This window comes from Rhodococcus gannanensis (assembly GCF_042681175.1).
Lineage (GTDB): Bacteria > Actinomycetota > Actinomycetes > Mycobacteriales > Mycobacteriaceae > Rhodococcus_G > Rhodococcus_G gannanensis.
In genome coordinates this window covers 121,646-139,516 of record NZ_JBHUFB010000008.1, presented here as the reverse complement: position 1 = coordinate 139,516, position 17,871 = coordinate 121,646, and the positions used below count along the sequence as shown (strand labels likewise).

At 69.2% G+C, this 17,871-nt stretch carries 17 protein-coding genes; 10 read left to right on the top strand and 7 right to left on the bottom strand.

All coding sequences use genetic code 11. The annotated features are described in order from the left end of the window. Positions 1–46: 46 nt before the first annotated feature. From ACFSJG_RS06410 to ACFSJG_RS06400, 3 genes are read right to left on the bottom strand one after another with little or no spacing between them, the layout of a single operon-like run. Positions 47–1,471 (bottom strand): NAD(P)(+) transhydrogenase (Re/Si-specific) subunit beta, encoded by a 1,425-nt coding sequence (locus ACFSJG_RS06410; RefSeq protein ID WP_007530289.1) that lies wholly within the window; start codon positions 1,469–1,471, stop codon positions 47–49. Beyond that, positions 1,471–1,797 (bottom strand): NAD(P) transhydrogenase subunit alpha part 2, encoded by a 327-nt coding sequence (locus tag ACFSJG_RS06405; RefSeq protein WP_007530291.1) that lies wholly within the window; start codon positions 1,795–1,797, stop codon positions 1,471–1,473. The genes ACFSJG_RS06410 and ACFSJG_RS06405 overlap by 1 nt, the downstream gene beginning before the upstream one ends. Further along, positions 1,797–2,912, bottom strand: a complete 1,116-nt coding sequence (locus tag ACFSJG_RS06400; protein ID WP_378484380.1) for a Re/Si-specific NAD(P)(+) transhydrogenase subunit alpha — start codon at positions 2,910–2,912, stop codon at positions 1,797–1,799. The genes ACFSJG_RS06405 and ACFSJG_RS06400 overlap by 1 nt, the downstream gene beginning before the upstream one ends. Positions 2,913–3,363: 451 nt before the next feature. Between ACFSJG_RS06400 and ACFSJG_RS06395 the strand changes: the two genes are divergently transcribed. From ACFSJG_RS06395 to ACFSJG_RS06385, 3 genes are all read left to right on the top strand, one after another. Then, positions 3,364–3,783, top strand: a complete 420-nt coding sequence (locus ACFSJG_RS06395) for a DUF488 domain-containing protein (protein WP_378484379.1) — start codon at positions 3,364–3,366, stop codon at positions 3,781–3,783. A gap of 178 nt (positions 3,784–3,961) precedes the next feature. After that, on the top strand, positions 3,962–4,798 hold the full coding sequence (locus ACFSJG_RS06390; RefSeq protein ID WP_378484378.1) for a maleylpyruvate isomerase family mycothiol-dependent enzyme: 837 nt from the start codon (positions 3,962–3,964) through the stop codon (positions 4,796–4,798). Positions 4,799–4,802: 4 nt separating this feature from the next. Further along, on the top strand, positions 4,803–5,435 hold the full coding sequence (locus ACFSJG_RS06385; protein WP_378484377.1) for a Type 1 glutamine amidotransferase-like domain-containing protein: 633 nt from the start codon (positions 4,803–4,805) through the stop codon (positions 5,433–5,435). Positions 5,436–5,450: 15 nt separating this feature from the next. Here the strand turns inward: ACFSJG_RS06385 and ACFSJG_RS06380 are convergent, their stop codons facing one another. Both ACFSJG_RS06380 and ACFSJG_RS06375 read right to left on the bottom strand, forming a co-directional pair. Beyond that, the gene (locus tag ACFSJG_RS06380; RefSeq protein ID WP_378484376.1) at positions 5,451–5,774 is read right to left on the bottom strand and encodes a hypothetical protein; all 324 of its coding nucleotides are present in this window, start codon (positions 5,772–5,774) and stop codon (positions 5,451–5,453) included. A 177-nt stretch (positions 5,775–5,951) separates the two neighbouring features. Beyond that, complete coding sequence (locus ACFSJG_RS06375; RefSeq protein ID WP_378484375.1) at positions 5,952–6,263, bottom strand: hypothetical protein; 312 nt, start codon at positions 6,261–6,263, stop codon at positions 5,952–5,954. Positions 6,264–6,654: 391 nt separating this feature from the next. Between ACFSJG_RS06375 and ACFSJG_RS06370 the strand changes: the two genes are divergently transcribed. The 5 genes from ACFSJG_RS06370 to ACFSJG_RS06350 are packed head-to-tail and all read left to right on the top strand — an operon-like array spanning position 6,655 to position 12,854. After that, on the top strand, positions 6,655–8,121 hold the full coding sequence (locus ACFSJG_RS06370; protein WP_378484374.1) for a wax ester/triacylglycerol synthase domain-containing protein: 1,467 nt from the start codon (positions 6,655–6,657) through the stop codon (positions 8,119–8,121). Between the two features lie 23 nt (positions 8,122–8,144). After that, complete coding sequence (locus ACFSJG_RS06365; protein WP_378484373.1) at positions 8,145–10,466, top strand: glycerol-3-phosphate 1-O-acyltransferase; 2,322 nt, start codon at positions 8,145–8,147, stop codon at positions 10,464–10,466. Further along, the gene (locus ACFSJG_RS06360; protein WP_378484372.1) at positions 10,463–11,896 is read left to right on the top strand and encodes an HAD-IB family hydrolase; all 1,434 of its coding nucleotides are present in this window, start codon (positions 10,463–10,465) and stop codon (positions 11,894–11,896) included. The genes ACFSJG_RS06365 and ACFSJG_RS06360 overlap by 4 nt, the downstream gene beginning before the upstream one ends. An 11-nt stretch (positions 11,897–11,907) precedes the next feature. After that, positions 11,908–12,483 (top strand): DUF4232 domain-containing protein, encoded by a 576-nt coding sequence (locus ACFSJG_RS06355; protein ID WP_378484371.1) that lies wholly within the window; start codon positions 11,908–11,910, stop codon positions 12,481–12,483. Positions 12,484–12,500: 17 nt separating this feature from the next. Further along, positions 12,501–12,854: an iron chaperone gene (locus ACFSJG_RS06350; RefSeq protein WP_378484370.1), complete on the top strand. Its 354-nt coding sequence runs from the start codon at positions 12,501–12,503 to the stop codon at positions 12,852–12,854. A gap of 1 nt (position 12,855) precedes the next feature. Here ACFSJG_RS06350 and ACFSJG_RS06345 read toward each other — a convergent pair whose 3' ends face one another. Then, entirely contained in the window at positions 12,856–13,599 is a 744-nt protein-coding gene (locus ACFSJG_RS06345; RefSeq protein ID WP_378484369.1) for a DUF429 domain-containing protein, read from the bottom strand. 60 nt (positions 13,600–13,659) lie between these two features. Between ACFSJG_RS06345 and ACFSJG_RS06340 the strand changes: the two genes are divergently transcribed. Next, complete coding sequence (locus tag ACFSJG_RS06340) at positions 13,660–15,027, top strand: FAD-binding oxidoreductase (protein ID WP_378484368.1); 1,368 nt, start codon at positions 13,660–13,662, stop codon at positions 15,025–15,027. 6 nt (positions 15,028–15,033) lie between these two features. Here the strand turns inward: ACFSJG_RS06340 and ACFSJG_RS06335 are convergent, their stop codons facing one another. After that, positions 15,034–16,356, bottom strand: coding sequence for a hypothetical protein (locus tag ACFSJG_RS06335; RefSeq protein WP_378484367.1), 1,323 nt, complete (start codon positions 16,354–16,356; stop codon positions 15,034–15,036). Between the two features lie 442 nt (positions 16,357–16,798). On the opposite strand from ACFSJG_RS06335, the gene ACFSJG_RS06330 reads away from it, so the two are divergent. Then, the gene (locus ACFSJG_RS06330) at positions 16,799–17,863 is read left to right on the top strand and encodes a TY-Chap domain-containing protein (protein WP_378484366.1); all 1,065 of its coding nucleotides are present in this window, start codon (positions 16,799–16,801) and stop codon (positions 17,861–17,863) included. Positions 17,864–17,871 lie beyond the last annotated feature (8 nt).

The window sequence follows — 17,871 nt, the reverse complement described above, 5'->3', positions numbered from 1 at the left end:
GACAGACCGCACGAACGCCACCTTCAGCCAATGGTGGTGGAGAGGGTCAGAGAGCCTTGAGCTCCTCGGTGACCGCACCGACCATCTTCTTGGCGTCGCCGAACAGCATCGACGTCTGGTCCGCGGTGAACAGCGGGTTGTCGATGCCGGCGTAACCGGACGACATGGACCGCTTGAGCACGATGACGGACTTCGACTGGTCGACGTTGAGGATCGGCATGCCGTAGATCGGCGAGCTCGAGTCCTGACGCGCCGCCGGGTTGGTGACGTCGTTGGCGCCGATGACGATGGTGACGTCGGTGCGCGAGAACTCACCGTTGATGTCGTCCATCTCCTTCATCGCGTCGTACTCGACGTCGGCCTCGGCGAGCAGAACGTTCATGTGCCCGGGCATACGGCCGGCGACCGGGTGGATCGCGTACTTGACCTCGACGCCCTTCTCCTCGAGCAGGTTCGCCATCTCCTTGACGACGTGCTGCGCCTGCGCGACAGCGAGACCGTAACCGGGCACGACGATGACCTGGTTCGCGTACGCCATCTGGATCGCCGCGTCGGACGCGGACGTGGCCTTGACCGTGCCGCCGGCCGCGCCGCCGCCACCGGCCGCACCGTCGTCGCCACCGAACGAGCCGAAGATGATCGCCGGGATGGACCGGTTCATCGCCTTCGCCATGAGGTTGGTCAGGATGGTGCCGGACGCGCCGACGATCATGCCGGCGACGATCATCGCCTGGTTGTTCAGCGCCAGACCCGCCGCCGCGGCGGATAGACCGGTCAGCGCGTTGAGCAGCGAGATGACGACGGGCATGTCGGCGCCGCCGATCGGCAGGACCACGAACAGACCCATCACACCGGCCGCCACGAGCAGCCCGACGATCAGCAGCGACGACTGCGGGTCGCCGTCGGCATTGATGCCGATGAAGACGGCGAGACCGATGGAGATCAGCGCCAACGCCATGTTCGCGACCTGGAACGCCTTGGCGTTGGAGACGAAGACCTTCTCCACGTTCTTGTTCAGCAGTTCCTGCAGCTTCGCGAACGCGACCAGCGAGCCCCAGAACGAGACCGAGCCGATGATCGCCGCGAACAGCGAACCGATGATGAACGGTGCCGAGGGCACCGCCTCGACCGCAGTGAAGCCGTCGGAGTTGAGGAACTCGGCCCACGCGATGAGCGCGACGGTGCCACCGCCGACGCCGTTGAACAGCGCGACCAGCTGCGGCATCGCGGTCATCTTGGTGCGCAGCGCCGGCGGCACACCGAGCACGACACCGACGATCAGGCCGGCGGCGATGAGGATCCAGTTGTCGGTCTCACGGATGTCGATCAGCACCGCCACGACCGCGACGAGCATGCCGACCGCGGCGATGTAGTTGCCGCGCACCGCGGTCTTCGGGCCGGTCAGACCCGAGAGACCGTAGATGAACATCGAGAACGCGACGATGTACAGGATGGTGACGAGGTACCCCATCAGGCGTCAGCCTCCTTCTTCACGGCAGGGACATCCTTCTTGGGCTTGAACATCGCCAGCATGCGGTCGGTGACCACGAAGCCGCCGACGACGTTCAGGGTGCCGAAGACCAGGGCGACGAACAGGATGATCTTGATCGACCAGGGTGCGTCGCCGGGCAGGTGGCCGAGCACGACCAGCGCGCCGAGCACGACGATGCCGTGGATGGCGTTGGTTCCCGACATCAGCGGCGTGTGCAGCGTGTTCGGGACCTTGGAGATGACGGCGAATCCGACGAACCCGGCCAGGACCAGGATCGCGATGTTCGCGAGCAGTTCGTTGTACATCAGGCGCTCGCCTCCTCACGGGTGACGCAGGCGGCGGCCAGGATCTCGTCGCCGAAATCAGGTGCGAGGGCGCCGTTGTCGTCGAGCATCAGCTCGATGACGGCCTGCAGGTTCTTCGAGTACAGCTCGGACGCGTGCTCGGGCATGGTCGCGGGCAGGTTGAGCGGCGAGCAGATCGTGACGCCGTGCTTGACGACGGTCTGACCCGGCTCGGTCAGCTCGCAGTTGCCTCCGGTCTCGCCGGCGAGGTCGACGACGACGCTGCCGGGCTTCATGCCCTCGACGGCGGCGGCGGTCACCAGACGCGGTGCGGGACGACCCGGAACCAGCGCGGTGGTGATCACGACGTCGAAGCCCTTGATGGCGTTCTCGAGCGCCTGCTGCTGCTGCGCCCGCTCGTCGTCGGTGAGCTCACGCGCGTAGCCACCCTCACCGGCGGCGTCGATGCCGAGGTCGAGCCACTGCGCGCCGACGGAACGCACCTGGTCGGCGACCTCCGGACGCACGTCGTAGCCGGTGGTGCGGCCACCGAGACGCTTCGCGGTCGCGAGGGCCTGCAGGCCGGCGACACCGACACCGAGGACCAGGACGGTCGCGGGCTTCACGGTGCCTGCCGCGGTGGTCAGCATCGGGAAGTAGCGGGTGGACTCCGACGCGGCGACGACGACGGCCTTGTAGCCGGCGACGTTGGCCTGCGAGGACAGCGCGTCCATCACCTGGGCGCGGGAGATGCGCGGGATCGCCTCGACGGCGAGTGCCTGCACACCGGCGGCCTTCAGCGCGGCGATCTTGTTGTCGGCGTTGCGGGGGGCGAGGAACCCGATCAGCGTCGACCCCGACTTCAGCTTCGCGATCTCCGCATCCGACGGCGGCGCGACCTTGACGACCAGATCAGCCGACCACGGGTCGCCGATGGTGGCACCGGCTTCCTTGTACAACTCGTCCGGGATCAGCGCGCCGAGTCCGGCTCCGGGTTCGACGATGACTTCGAGTCCCTTGCCGATAAGGGTCGTGACGACCTTCGGTACCAGCGCCACACGCCGTTCGCCGTCGTTCGTCTCTCGAACGACGCCGACCGTCGGGCGCGCTTGCGGCGTGCTCTTCGATGTATCCAATGTGACTGCTTCCTGCGATGGATGGAGGGCGGGCCGAGAGGGGTGGAAGGCCCAGATGCGACGAGCGGCGTGTGCTCGGCGGCATGAGGATGGCCAAATGCTAGCCACACTTACGGTGACGTAGGAATCAGCTGTCCCGTCTTTCGGTAACTGAATCGAATCCGTAAACAGGGATCCCCTGGACAAAGCGACAAGAATGTGCGCCATATCACACCTGATTTTCGGCTTGCTGCCGTGACCTGGACCTTTGAACGACACGGGACCGAACCTCACAGGCCACCCTGCCGGGACGCGAGCTCCCACAACCCGCGCTGGGGAACTGTCACAAGTCGGCTGTGTGGCCGTCGCGACCCGGCGACACTCCCTACACTTGGCTGCACGGGCACCGCCCGACACCGGGCGGCACAACTCGCCTGTGCCCGATCCGGGCACGGCACGCGGGAGGTCGACGATGACCGAAAGGCACCCAGTGGGCAGGCCGGCGCCGGGCGGCGGACGTATTTCCGCATCGGCGCGGGTGACGGTCGAGCGCGTGTACGACCACCCCGAGCCCGAGGCGGGCGCGGTCCGCGTCTTCGTCGACCGGCTCTGGCCGCGTGGGGTCCGCAAGGACTCCTTCCACTACGACGACTGGGTCAAGGACCTCGCACCGTCCACCGAACTCCGCCGCTGGTACAGCCACGACACCTCGCACTTCCGCGAGTTCCGGGCCCGGTACCGGGCCGAGCTCGAGTCCGACGCGGGCCGGGCGGCCGTCGATCGTGTCCGCGAGCTGTCGCAGGGGCACGCGCTCGTTCTGCTGACGGCGACCCGCGACGTCGCGCACAGTCACGCGGAGGTCCTCGCGGAGTTCCTGGACGAGAACCTGTGACGGACCGCGACGACGCTCCGGGCGGGGACCCGGCGTGCTGGCTCGATCGGGTGTGCCCGGAGTGCGGCGCGTTCCTTCCGGACGGCCCGGACCGCCCCTGCCCCCGTTGCGGTCTGTAGCCACGCCGGTATCCCCCGACTTCCGACGCCGCGACCACGCCGCCCCTAGAGTTGGCCGGGTGAGTGACGCGAAGACCCCGACCCTGCTGGAGAAGGAACCGCTCGTCGACGCCCTGATCGGCGAGTGGCAGACGATCGGCTTCCTGCTCGACGAGCTGACACCGGACCAGTGGTCGACGCCGTCTCCCCTTCCCGGATGGTCCGTGCAGGACGTGGTGGCGCACCTGATCGGAACGGAGTCGATGCTCGCGGGCATCGATCCGCCGGTCGAGGAAGGCGACGTCCCCGACTCCCCGCACGTCCACAATCCCATCGGCGCGTTCAACGAGCGCTGGATCCACGGGCTGCGCGATCATGCGCCCGAGCAGATCCGCGACCACTTCCTCGCAATCACCACGCAGCGCGCCGACGTGCTGCGGACAATGACACAGACCGATTTCGACGCGCCGGCAATGACACCGGTCGGCCCCGACAGCTACGGCCGCTTCATGCGCACCCGACTGTTCGACTGCTGGTTCCACGAGCACGACATCCGCGACGCGATCGGGGTCCCCGGCGACGAGGGTGGTGTCCGCGGCGAGTACGCCTTCGCGGAACTCGTCGGGGGCGTTCCGTTCGCGGTCGGCAAGAAGGGCCGCGCACCTCAGGGCACGTCGGTGACATTCGCTCTGTCGGGCCCGTTGGCTCGGGAGATCCACGTGGCGGTCGAGGGACGCGCCGCACTGGTCGACGAGCTGCCCGGCCCCGCGACGACGACGGTGGCGATGGATTCCCGCCTGTTCACCCGTCTGTGCGGCGGACGCGTCTCGCCCGTCGACCGGATGGACGAGGTGACGATCTCAGGCCACGAGGAGCTCGGCATCCAGATCGTCACGAACCTGGCGTTCACGATCTGACGGCATGCGACTGTTTCTCGCGTCGTACCGGTTCGGTGCGCACCGCGATCGCTTCGTGCGGCTCGTCGGCGACGCTGCGCGCATCGCGGTGATCGCGAACGCAGCCGATGCGTGGGGGACGGCCCGGGACTCCGCGGTCGTGTCGGATCTGGTTCCGCTGCGGCGCCTCGGCTTCGACGCCTCCGAGGTGGATCTACGCGAGTACGCGGGAGCGCCGGACAGGCTGCGCGAGCGGCTGTCGGAGTTCGGGGCGGTGTGGGTGCGCGGCGGGAACACGTTCGTGCTGCGCGCACAGCTCGCCGCGTGCGGCGGCGACGCGGTGTTGACGGAACTGCTTCGGACGGACGCGCTCGTCTACGCCGGGTACAGCGCAGGCGCATGTGTACTGTCGCCGAGCCTGCGGGGACTCGAACTCGCCGACGACCCGGCCGAGGTACGGACGGTGTGCGGGCGGGAGGCGATCTGGGACGGCCTGGGCCTGATCGACTTCGCGATCGTGCCGCACCACCGCTCGCCGGGTTATCCCCCGGAGGAAGTCGAGCTCATCGACCGGATCGCCGAGGGCTACCGGCGGGCGGGTACCCCGCACCGGACTCTGGCCGACGACCAGGTCGTGGTGATCGACGAACCGTCGTGACAACGGGCTCCGGTCTCAGCGGCCGATACCGGTGTACGAACTGGTCAGCGCGGGAAGAAGGGAAAGACGGCGAGGGGCCTTGAGCCGCCTGCGTGACATCTCGTCGGCGCCCGCGAGCAGCGCGTCCACGAGAATCTCAGGGTCGCCACGCCACGCGTCGACGATGCGTGTGAGCGCGTCGTCGGTGAAGAGTCCGCTGTCCGAGAGCGCGTCCCGCCAGGTGTTCAGTTCGCCGTCGCGCACCTGGTCGATGGCGTAGACGTCGACCTCACCGCCGTCCCACTCGCACGACAGGACCGCGCCGATCAACTCTCTGGTCGGACTTGCCAGATTGCTCATGCGGCCGTTCCCTTCGCCAGGTGAACTTTCGGGGCCGGTGTAACGCTTCGGCGCCGTCGAACGATTGCAGCCAAACCTAGCTGCAATCACCTGCCCTGGCGAGGGCGAACAGCCACAATCTGGTAACAGAGGGGCCAATGTGACTGATGTGACCCGTGGGGAGAACGGTGTTCGAGCTCAGCCGACGAATGCCGCGTTGGCATCGATCGCGGCGGGCACCCGGTTCGCCCGGACACGCCGCGCGGTGACCTCGTCCACGCCGTCCAGCAACGCCTCGACCAGGAGTTCCGGGTCGATCCGCCAGGCCGACTCGAGATCGCGAACCGCGTCGTTGGAGAGCAGTCCCGAATCCGCGACGGCCCGCAGCCAGTCGTCGATCTCGCCCATCCTGATCGCATCGACGGCATTCGTGTCGACTGTGTCCTGATCGTCGAACTCGTAGGCGAAGATTGCTCGCACGATCCCGTCGACTGCACTCGATACGGCCATGGGTAACTCCATTCACACACTCCGCGCAACCGAGCGCGGTGACACCGAGTCCCGGCCAACCGGCCGGCACGCAACACACCCGGGCTGTAACGACATGCCACTGCCGAGCGATTGAGGCAATCTAGCGCGGTCAGCGCGTCGTTTGTATAGCTACAAAAGAAACAACGGGTTAACCGGACTGTGTTTTACACCACACATGCCGGATACAGTCGAACACCTGCCGAGTCGCGATTCTCCTGTCACCATCCGCGACCGCAGACACGTCCGGGGTCCCGGAATCCGCCCCGGACGACACCTCACGGGTACAGACTGAGGGTGGTGTCCGTCGACTGGATTCCGGTGGGCACGCCGCACTGCGCAACCGCGAGTCGACAACCGTTGGGAGTACGACATGGGCGACGGCCAACCGCTGATCCCTCCGAGCGCGGTGGACTTCGACCTCTCGGGTGTGGCAGCGGGATGGGACCGCACCATGTCCGACCTCGAAGCGGGAATGTGGCGGATGGAGGAGGCGCAGCCGCGGCTCCGATCGCCGATCGTCGCCGTCGACCTCCTCGACGAATCCCCCGACTGGGAGCGACTGGTGCGGGCGCACGAGTGGGCGTCGCACATCGTCCCGCGGATCCGGATGCGGGCCGTGGAACCGGTCTTCGGACTGGGCAACCCGGTGTGGTCCGTCGATCCCGAGTTCGACCTCGACTACCACCTGCGGCGGATCCGCCTTCCCGAACCGGCGACCTTCGATCATGCCCTGCGGATCTGCCGGCACCTCGCGTGTGAGCCGTTCGACAAGGCCCGACCTCCCTGGACCGCGATGCTGATCGAGGGGCTCCCCGACGGCCGCGCCGTGTACGTGGTCAAGACCCACCACAGCATGACCGACGGCATGGGCGGCATCGGGCTGATGACGCTTCTGCACAGCAGGCGCCGTGAGCCGACCCCCGACAAGCCCGACCGCCTGCCTGCACCACCGGAGAAGCTGAACACCGTCACCGCCCTCGGCGAGGAGGTGGCCACGCAGCTTCGCCGCACCCCCAGCCGGATCAAGGGACTCGTCGAGGGTGCGGTCCGCACCGCCGCGGCCGCCGTCACCGATCCGCTGGGGACGGCAGGCGACGTGTTCGGTTACGCGAACTCGCTGCGCCGCATCGTCACCCCGCCTCCCGAGGACGGCTCTCCGTTGCTCCGCAACCGCGGCATGGGTCGCTGGTTCGGGGTCCTCGAAGTGGGTTTGCCGGAGATCAAGCAGGCGGCACGGGCGGCGGGTGGCTCCGTCAACGACGCCTACGTCGCGGCACTGCTCGGTGGCTTCGCCCGCTACCAGCGTGCGCTCGGACAGTCCCCCTCCCCCGTGCCGATGGGCATGCCGGTGAACCTGCGCACCGCCTCCGACCCGTCGGGCGGAAACCGGTTCGCCGCGGTGCGGTTCGTCGGACCTGCCACCGAGACCGATCCCGTCACGCGCATCGCCAAGGTGCGGTCGATCGTCCTCGGGCTCCGGGAGGAACCCGCGATCGACGCGCTGGACCTGGCGGCGCCGGTCCTGTCCCGGCTGCCGACCTGGCTGCTCGCCACCTGGTACCTGTCGCAGTCCACCGCACTCGACCTGCAGGCCAGCAACGTCGCAGGCGTTCCTGTGCCCGTCTACCTCGCCGGCGCCCGCATCGAGCGGATGTTCCCGTTCGGCCCGGCGCCCGGCTGCGCCGTGATGGCCACCCTGGTCTCGCACGCCGGGGTCTGCTGCATCGGAGTCAACCTCGACACCGCCGCTGTGACCGAGCCGAAGCTCTTCATGGACTGCCTGCAGGAAGGTCTCGACGAAGTGGTGGCACTCGGCGAGTCCGGAGAGACACGGTGAGTGCCGGTGAGGATGGGAGTGGCATGACGAACTCGACGCGACCTCGGGTGTACCTGACCGAGGCGATGACCGAGACCGAGTCGGGCGTGTTGCACACCTGGCTCGGCGAACAGCTCAGCGATGCCGCCGTCCCCGCGACCGCGGTCACCATCACCGACCAGACGTTGCTCGACCTGACGCGGCGGCGGGACGATCCTCTGCTCACCCCCGTGCGTGTGGTGTGGCTGCCGCGGAATCCGAACGAGCCGGGCACCATCCGACTGCGCGAGGCGATGTCGCCGCGTGACCCGTTGCATCCCGGCCGTGGCGCGCAGCGGCGACTTCTCCGCAACGACCCGACGCGCTGCCGCGTGATCGAGGGCGAGCCCGCGCCGCTCAGCGATCTCGAGCGTCGTCTCGCCGAGAGCGGCGGCGGATCGCTACCGGAGTTCATCCGTCGCCAGGCTGCGCTCGCTTTGGAGCGGGCCGAACGGGGTCTGCTCGGCGACCAGTACAAGGTGTCGCGGTTCGTGGTCGACGAGATCACCGACAGTCGCCGCTACCGCGAGGGCATCCGCCGGCTGGCGGCAGACCACAACACCAGCCTGACCGAGGTCGACGACCATGCCCGCGCATCGCTCCACGAGCTGGTCGCGACCCAGAGCAGGCGGGCCGTCGCGCTGTGGGGCCGGTTGGGCCGGTACTTCTCCCGCGCCTACCGCCTCGACGTCGACGCCGCCAGGTTCGACGAGCTCCGTGAGCTCAACCGCAAGCACTCGCTGGTGTTCCTGCCGAGCCATCGGTCTTATCTGGACCCGCTCGTCCTGCGGCCGGCGTTGCTGGCCAACGACCTTCCGCTCAATCACGTGATGGGTGGACTGAACGTCAACTTCTGGCCGATCGGACCGATCGGCAAGCGCAGTGGCACCGTGTTCATCCGCCGCAAGTTCGGCGACGACGAGGTCTACAAGTGGACGCTGCGCGAGTACATGCGCTACCTGATCACCAAGCGGTTCAACCTCGAGTGGTACATCGAGGGCGGCCGCGGTCGCACGGGCAAGCTGCGGCCACCGCGTTTCGGGATCCTCACCTACCTCGCGCAGGCGTTCCAGGCGTCGGTCGCCTCCGACGTGTACCTCGTCCCGGTCTCCCTGACGTACGACCAGCTGTACGAGGTGTCGGCGATGGCCGCGGAGGCGCACGGGGAGGTGAAGAAGAAGGAGGGCTTCTGGTGGATGGTCGGCTACGTCCGGGCCCAGGGCGAACGCAACGGCGTCGCGCACGTGTCGATCGGCAGGCCGCTGTCGCTGGCGCAAGCCCTCGCCCAGGAGCCCGATCAGCGCCTCGCCATCCAGAAGGCCGCCTTCGAGGTGTGCAATCGGATCAACGAGGTCACTCCGATCACGGCGTCGTCGCTGACCCTGCTCGCCTTCCTCGGCGTCGAGGACCGCGCGCTGACGGTGCACGAGCTGGAGGAGATCTTCACCCCGCTGATCGAGTACATCCTCGCCCGCAACCTCCCGATGGCAGGCGACGTCGACCTGACCAATCCGCGGGTGATCCGCAAGGCCGTCCAGACGCACCTCGACTCGGGTGTGCTCAAGACCTTCGACCAGGGTGACGAGCCGGTCTACTACCTGGGTTCCGACCAGCACCTGATCGCAGCGTTCTACCGCAACAACAGCATTCACTTCCTCGTCGCCCGGGCGATCGCCGAGCTGGTGATCCAGGGTGCGGTCGACAATCCCCCCGACGACCTGGTGACATCCGGGTGGGAGGACGCCAAGCGCATCCGCGACGTGCTGAAGTTCGAGTTCTTCTTCCCCGACAAGGCCACGTTCGAGAAGCAGATGCGCGACGAACTGGCGCTCATCCGGCCGGGCTGGGAGAAGGACCTCGACGATCCCCTCCACGCCCAGAAGATGCTGGAGTCGGTGCGCCCCTACCTGGCGCACCGCGTGCTGCAACCGTTCCTGGAGGCGTACGCCGTTGTAGCCGACCAACTCGTCCAGGTCCCCGTCTCGCGCACCTTCGACGAGAAGGCGTTCATGACGACGTGCCTCGGCGTCGCGAAGCAGCGGCGTCTACGTCAGCAGATCGCCAGCAGCGAGTCCATCTCGAGCGAACTGTTCGGGACCGCGCTCGCGCTCGCCCGCAACCGTGGACTCGTCGAGATCGACATCGACAGCGGCGATTCCGCACACGCGGAGGAGGTCGTCACCCGCCGTGAGGAGTTCGCCGAGGAGATGCGCGTCCTCGTCTCCCGGGTCCAGCGCATCCGGGAACTGTCCCACGAGAGGGTCACCGCGTTGGGCGCGCCGCCTCCTCCGCCCGGCGAGGCCGCATCGGACGGGTCCCGCACATGACCCCCCTCGCCGATCTGTACCGGGCCATCGCGGATGCGCCACCCGGCCCCGGGACGATAGCCGCTTTCGACCTCGACGGCACCCTCATCGCCGGCTATTCGGCGTCCGTCGTCTACCGGGATCGGTTGCGCAGCTTCGACATCAGTCTCGGCGAGCTGCTGCGCACGACCGGCGCGGCGATCGACACCCAGTTCCGGGGCGCCGACGTCGGTGCGCTGATGGACATCGCCGTGCAGGCCCTCGCGGGCAGGCAGGACGACGAACTGCGGGAGTGGGGTCTGCGGCTGTTCCGGCAGGAGATCGCCGGCATGATCTACCGCGACGCGCGTGCCGTCGTGGCCGCGCACCGCCGGGCCGGGCACACTGTGGTCATGGCGACCTCGGCGACCCCGTACCAGGCGCAGTACGTGGCCGAGGACCTCGACATCGCGGACGTGCTGTGCTCGACTCCCGAGGTCGTCGACGGGATGCTCACCGGACGACTCGCGGCACCTCCCCTGTGGGGGGAGGCGAAGGCGAAGGCCCTCGCCGAGTACGCCGCCGACCGCGGCGCCGACCTCGCCGACGCCTTCGCGTACTCGAACGGCAACGAGGACGTGCCGATGCTGGAATCGGTCGGCAATCCGGTTGCGCTCAATCCGGATCGCGCGCTCACCCGGCGTGCCGAACGCGCCGGCTGGCCCCTGATCCGCCTTGCCACCCCGCAACGTGGACCGACGGTGCTGTCCACCGCCCGTACCGCCACCGCCCTCGGGGCCCTCGCGACGGCCAGTGCGGTCGGGGTCGGCGCCGGTGTGCTCACCCGAAACCGACAGAACGCCGCCAACCTGGTCGGGACGGTCGGCCCCGACGTCGCGCTCGCCGTCCTCGGGATCACCGTCGACGTGCAGGGCCGGGACAACGCATGGACCCACCGGCCCGCGGTGTTCATGTTCAACCACCAGAGCTCCCTCGACGTGCTCGTGCTCGGCACCGTCATCAAACGCAACGTCACGGGCGTCGCGAAGCAGGAGGCGGCCCACGACCCCCGCTTCGCGCTCGTCGGCGCCCTGCTCGACGTCGCGTACGTCGACCGCGCCGACACCTCCCGGGCGAAGGCGGCGCTCGCTCCCGCCGTGCAGAAGCTGAAGTCGGGAATCTCGCTGGCGATCGCGCCCGAGGGCACCCGCTCCCCCACTCCCAGGCTCGGCCGGTTCAAGAAGGGTGGTTTTCACGTTGCGCTGCAGTCCGGGGTGCCGGTGATCCCGGTGGTCATCCACGACGCGGGCGAGCTGATGTGGCGCAATTCCTTCGTCGCCCATCCCGGCACGGTCCACGTCGACGTCCTCGAGCCGGTCCCCACCACCGACTGGACCGTCGCCACCCTCGACGAGCACGTCGCCGAGGTACGCGATCTGTTCGAAGCGTGCCTGCACCGGGGTCCGCGGTGACCGTTCGCTCGATGGCCGGAGCGGTCGCGGCGTTGACCGCCGTCGTGGTGCTCGCGGGATGCGGCTCGAACGACGATCCGGCGCCTCCGACGATCACGGCCGATCAGGCACCGGGCGCCCTGGCGACGCCTGCGGTCGTGCCGGCCACCGTCCCCGTGAAGGACCAGTGCACAGGCGAGGAGCTGTCGCTGAACCTCGGCCGGATCGACGGCTCGGCCGGCTCCGTGACACTTCCCCTCGTGTTCACGAACACCGGTGCGCGCCCATGCGTCCTGCATGCGTACCCCAGCGTCTCGTACGTCACCACCGAGGCCGGTACGGAGATCGGTGCGGCCGCGACCCCGACACGATCGACGGGCTCGGCGGCCGAACCTTTCACCCTCGCCCCGGGCGGGCGCGCCACCGCGACCGTCCGCGCGGTACAGGTCGAGAACTACCCGGAGCACGAATGCGGGCCGACGCCGGTGGCCGGTCTTCGTGTCCACGCACCCGGCGATTCGGCGGCGAAGTTCGTCGCCTACGCCGGGACCGGTTGCGTTCTTCCCGGGGTGGACCAGCTGCAGGTGACCGCATTCGCGCCACTGTGAGACTCGAAAGGGGTGTCATGGCAGAGACGTTCGACTCGGTGGACGAGTACATCGCGTCCTTCCCGGACGAGACCCGTGACGTGCTGATCCGGATCCGCCGCACACTGCACGAGGCGGTGCCCGGCGCCACGGAGAAGATCAGCTACCAGATCCCGACACTCACCGTCGACGGCAAGCCGGTCGTGCACTTCGCGGGCTGGGCGAAACACGTCAGCGTGTACCCGCTCCCCGAGGGCGACGAGGCGTTCGTCGCGGACCTCGCCCCCTACCGGTCGGGACCGGGCACCGCGAAGTTCCCGCTGAACAAGCCGATCCCGTACGACCTGATCGACCGCATCGCCACCTTCCTCGTCCTCGAGCGGGAGAACTGACTCACCCCGTGACGAGTTCCGCGGGACCGACCGTCGGAAGGTGGATCCAGCCTTCCCGCTCCGCGGCGCCGAGATCGTAACCGTCGGGAAGCCGGGTCCGACCGAGATCTGCGGCACGGGCGATCACCGCGGCGACGACGGCGTCGAAGGCATGGTCCGATTCCGCGCACAGGTCGCGATGGCGCCCGAGGTGGAATCCCGGTGCGGCGGCCTCGAACGCGCTCACCGCCTCGGCCAGGACGGCTCGGTTGGCCGTGCCCTTGTAGCCGCGACACGGCAGCCCCCACCCTTTCAGTGCCGCCGCCGGGTAGCTTTCGACGACCGCGCCGCTCACCCGCCCGACGTCGACACCCGCGGCGGCCAGCTTTCCCAGCAGGCCGGCGCACCGCAGCGCGACGTGCGCGAGGAGGTCGGCGGACACACTGAGCGGGACGAGGCCGGTTTCCCGGTGCACGAACAGGTCGGTGCGGCGACGCACGAGCGGCTGCCGCCCGGCCCTCGTCTCGAGGTCCGCCTGCACCGGATCGCCCCGGTGATGCCCGGTCACGAAGTCGACGAAGGCGTCGGGCCATCCGAAGGGTGCGTCGATTCCCACTCGGTCTCCCGGTGTCACGGCTCCGACGATGTCGGCGTCGGTGACACCGAGCCGAACGTCGACCAGGCGCGCCGCCCCCGACTCCCACTCGACGACCGCGATCGCCGTCCGCACCGGTTCCGCTGCGAGGTCGACGCCCACCGTTCGCATGACTCACCGTATCCACCCGATGTGGTGGTCGTGCGGCGCGCGCGGGCGAATGATGGGCGCATGACCGCAGATCTCACCGCCCTCGCCGCGGAACTCCCCGGCGGCGTCCTCGTCACCGACCCTGACATCGTGGCCGGCTACCGCCAGGACTGGGCCGCGGACCCCGACGCGGGCACCCCGCTCGCGGTGGTGCGCGCCACGAGCACCGAGGACGTGCAGGCTGTGGTGCGCTGGGCCGCGGCGCACCGGGTGCCGGTGGTGCCGCGCGGCGCCGGATCGGGCCTCTCGGGTGGCTCGTCGGCCGTCGACGGCGGCCTCGTGCTGTCCACCGAGCGGATGCGGGCAATCACCGTCGACCCGGTGACACGGACAGCGGTCGTCCAGCCGGGACTGCTGAACGTCGAGGTCAAGCAGGCCGTCGCCGAGCACGGCCTCTGGTACCCGCCGGACCCGTCGTCGTTCGAGATCTGCTCGATCGGCGGGAACGCCGCCACCAACGCCGGTGGCCTCTGCTGCGTGAAGTACGGCGTCACCACCGATTACGTGCTCGGCATGCAGGTGGTGCTCGCGGACGGGTCTGCCGTCCGACTCGGTGGGCCACGCCTCAAGGACGTCGCCGGACTGTCGCTGACGAAGCTGTTCGTCGGCAGCGAGGGCACACTCGGGGTGATCACGGAACTCACGCTGAAGCTGATCCCCGCGCAGCCGCCGCGATCGACGATGGTCGCCTCGTTCGCGACGGTCGACGCGGCGGCGGAGGCGGTCCTCGCCATCACCCGGACGCTCCGCCCGGCGATGCTCGAGTTCATGGACCAGGCGTCGATCGGCGCCGTCGAGGACTCGCTCCGGATGGGCCTGGACCGGTCGGCCCGCGCATTGCTGCTGGCGCAGTCCGACGCGCCCGGCGGCGCCGCCCAGGAGGAGATCGCGGCCATGGTCGCGGCATGTGAATCCTGTTCCGCCACCGAGGTCTTCGCCACCGACGACCCCGACGAGGGCGAGGCGTTCACCGCGGCCCGCCGCGCCGTGTTCCCCGCGGTGCAGGCGCTCGGATCGCTACTTCTCGAGGACGTCGGGGTGCCGATGCAGGCACTGCCCATCCTGATCGCCGGTGTCGAGGCCATCGCCGCGGACTGCGCGGTGCGGATCTGCGTCGTCGCGCACGCCGGCGACGGCAACACCCACCCGCTCATCGTCTTCGATCCCGACGACGCCGACGAGACGGCTCGCGCGCAGCGGGCGTTCGGTGAGGTGATGGACCTGGCGATCCGGTTGGGCGGCACCATCACCGGCGAGCACGGTGTGGGGCGACTCAAGCGGGACTGGTTGCCGAATCAGCTCGGACCGGACGTGATGGCGCTGACCCGCCAGATCAAGAACGCCCTCGACCCGGACGGGATCCTCAATCCCGGCGCGATCCTCTCCTGACCGCCGTCACGCCCCGAGGACGGGCGGCGCCACCAACGGGATCGACCCGACCAGTTCGTTGCCGTTGTCGATGTTGACCAGATAGCCGGGAGTGTTGTGCTCGGTGTCGTCGTCCCCGCCGCCGCGCGCACCGGCGCCCGGCATGCCGGCACCGGGCGTACCCGGTCGACCCGCCGCACCGACCGAGGCACCCGGGGCACCGGCCGCGCCGGCAGCACCCGCGGCGATCGGAACCGCGCCGGGTGCGGGGACGAAACCCGACCCGCCGTACCCTCCGGCCCCGGAACCACCGCCGAGCCCGGCGGATCCCCCGGCCCCGCCGCCTCCGTAGCCGGGTGACCCGGCTCCGTAGCCGCCACCGGATCCGCCCGAGCCGGTGCCCGCGTACGCCGGGCTCGTCCCGTCGGTGCCGAGCCCGGCCGCCCGCACCTGGGCGTCACTCTGGTGCCCACCGGGCCATCCACCCGAGTCGGCGGTGTTCTGCGCACCACCGATCTGCTGCCCGTTCACGTCGGGGGGCGCCGCGTTCTCGCCCTGTTCCGCGGCACCGGGAGTGTCCGCGTTCGGCGGCTGCTCCGCCTCACCGGTCTGGCCTGTGCCACCGGGCTGGCGGTTCGCGGTGCCGCCGCCTCCGCCTCCGCCCCCGGAGCCGTCGCCGGTGCCCGGCGTCGACTCGGGCGCGACGACCTTCGGCGGCTTCGGAAGGTCGGGAACGCCGTCGTACGCATCCTGCATGGCGGGTTTGTACACGGCCTTCATGATCTGGACGGCCTGCTGGCGCGCCTCGTCGCGCTCGTGCATCGCCGACTTGATACCGACGGCGCTCATCAGTGTCCCCATGAGATTCACCTCGACGGCCGGGGGCATCAGCGCCTTCACCCGGTTGATCGAGTCCGCTGCGTCCTGCACCGTCCCCGCCATCGCCTGACCCGCGGTCGACAGGTTCTCCGAGTCCGTGACATAGCCCTTGGCGGCTCCGAGCGCCGCATCCGCGGCACTGCCTGTCCACCCGGAGGTCCCGTCACCGTGGATCTCGCCCTCGACTGCCTTGTTGAAGTCCGTCAGGCCCTCGGACAGGGTCGCGCTGATCGCCTTCCAACCCGCCGCGCTCGCGTCGACCACGCCCGGTTCCATCTGCTCGACCGCGGCGACGATCGCTTCGTGTGACATGCCGTCGAAATGGTCCGCAGCCAACGAGCCACCGCTGCCGAAGCCGGAGGACCCTCCTCCTCCGAAGGTTCCCGCATCCCCGTCGGAGACGAGCGACATCGCAGCCTTCACACCCGTGGTCACGGCCCCCTTGACCAGCTCGGTGGGACTGGTCGTCACGAATTTCGTCACCCCGTCGACCACGTTCCCCGGGATCGATCCAAGATCGTCAAGCCATTCCGGCATCTTCCGCCCCCATCTGCGAAACCCCTCGATCCGACGTCGGCCCCGAACCCGTCGTCGCGGGTCGAGTCCGAGGCCCACGAGCACTGGGCCGTTGCCTTCTTGGACGCACGGACCACCGGTTCGGTTCCATCCCGGTTTCCGACGACGTCGCTCCCGCCGACGGCCGAGCCGGCTCGTTCGACATCACCGAGCCGTCTCGTTCGATTCACCGAGTCGTCCCGCGAAGTTCTCGCGCGCGGTTTCCCGCACAGCGGCTGGTCCGCGGCACCGGGGCGGACATGCCCGGGATCAACGCGCTCGGCTCCCCGCCACTGACGGTCGGGCGCGCTAGCGTGGAGGTCACACGGTGGATCGGGTAGCACTGACAAGGGGGAACATGACCGAATCACAGAGTTTCGACGACGTCGTCGACCGCGCCTGGTCCACTCATCAGGACCGTCTGGCCGACGTGATCGCGGTGATGCGCGAGGACGACCTGCTGGCGATCGAGCTCGGCGAGGAGTCCAGCGTCGACGGCTTCGTCCCGTGCGTGCAGTTCCTGGCGTGGGGTGACGGGCAGATCCGCTGCGAGGTCCCGTCCAACGCCTACCTCGATCCGCACTACCGCCTCACCGCCGCCGACGAGGCCCGCCTGGTGGACCTGGGCTGGCAGCGCCCCACCCGAGCTCCCGACGACGAGCCGGATTCGGGTTCGCCCGCCTTCTTCGTGGACAAGCCGGCGAACTGGGCGGACCAGTTGGCGGCGATGTCGGTGACCGTGTTCCGGGAGGTGTGGTCGGTTCCCCATCCGACGTTCCTGCGGATCGACGCCCCCGAGGCCACGGAGTGGGTCGAGGCACTCGAACCGGAGGATGACGACTCCTACGCCCTGGACCTGGTCCGCGCGGTGACACCGCGGGATTCCGCGCACCTGTACGACCTCGTCGCGTCGACCCTGTCCGAACTGTTCGACGAGCCCGCGGGCGACGACGATCCGGACGAGGACGACGACTTCATGGTGGCGATCGGACCACTCGTCGGGTTCGTCGGCCCGCACCTCGACGGCGGTGAGGTGCAGGTGCGGATGCCGTTGGTCCGCGACGTCAGCGACCGCACCCGGGCGAGCGAACTGCTGGCGGACCTGAATCGCCGGTGGCCGCACCTGAAGTTCACGCTGACGGCGGACCGGGTGGACGTGTGGGCGGCGGTGCTGGCGACGCCGTACGTTCCGCAGCACCTGATCGACACCCTGCAGCAGTTGTTCGCGTTCGCCCGCACGGTGGATCCGCGCTTCGCGACCCGGTTCGGTGGCCGGCTCGACGCGCTCGTCGACGACGAGCCGGACGCCGTCGAGGTGCAGCGCGGCGAGATGACGCCGCCGCAGGCCCCGAAGCAGCCGGGTCGCCAGGGTGAGCTGTTCTCCGATCCGGGTGAGCAGACGCTGTTCGACGAGCCGAACTGAGCACGACC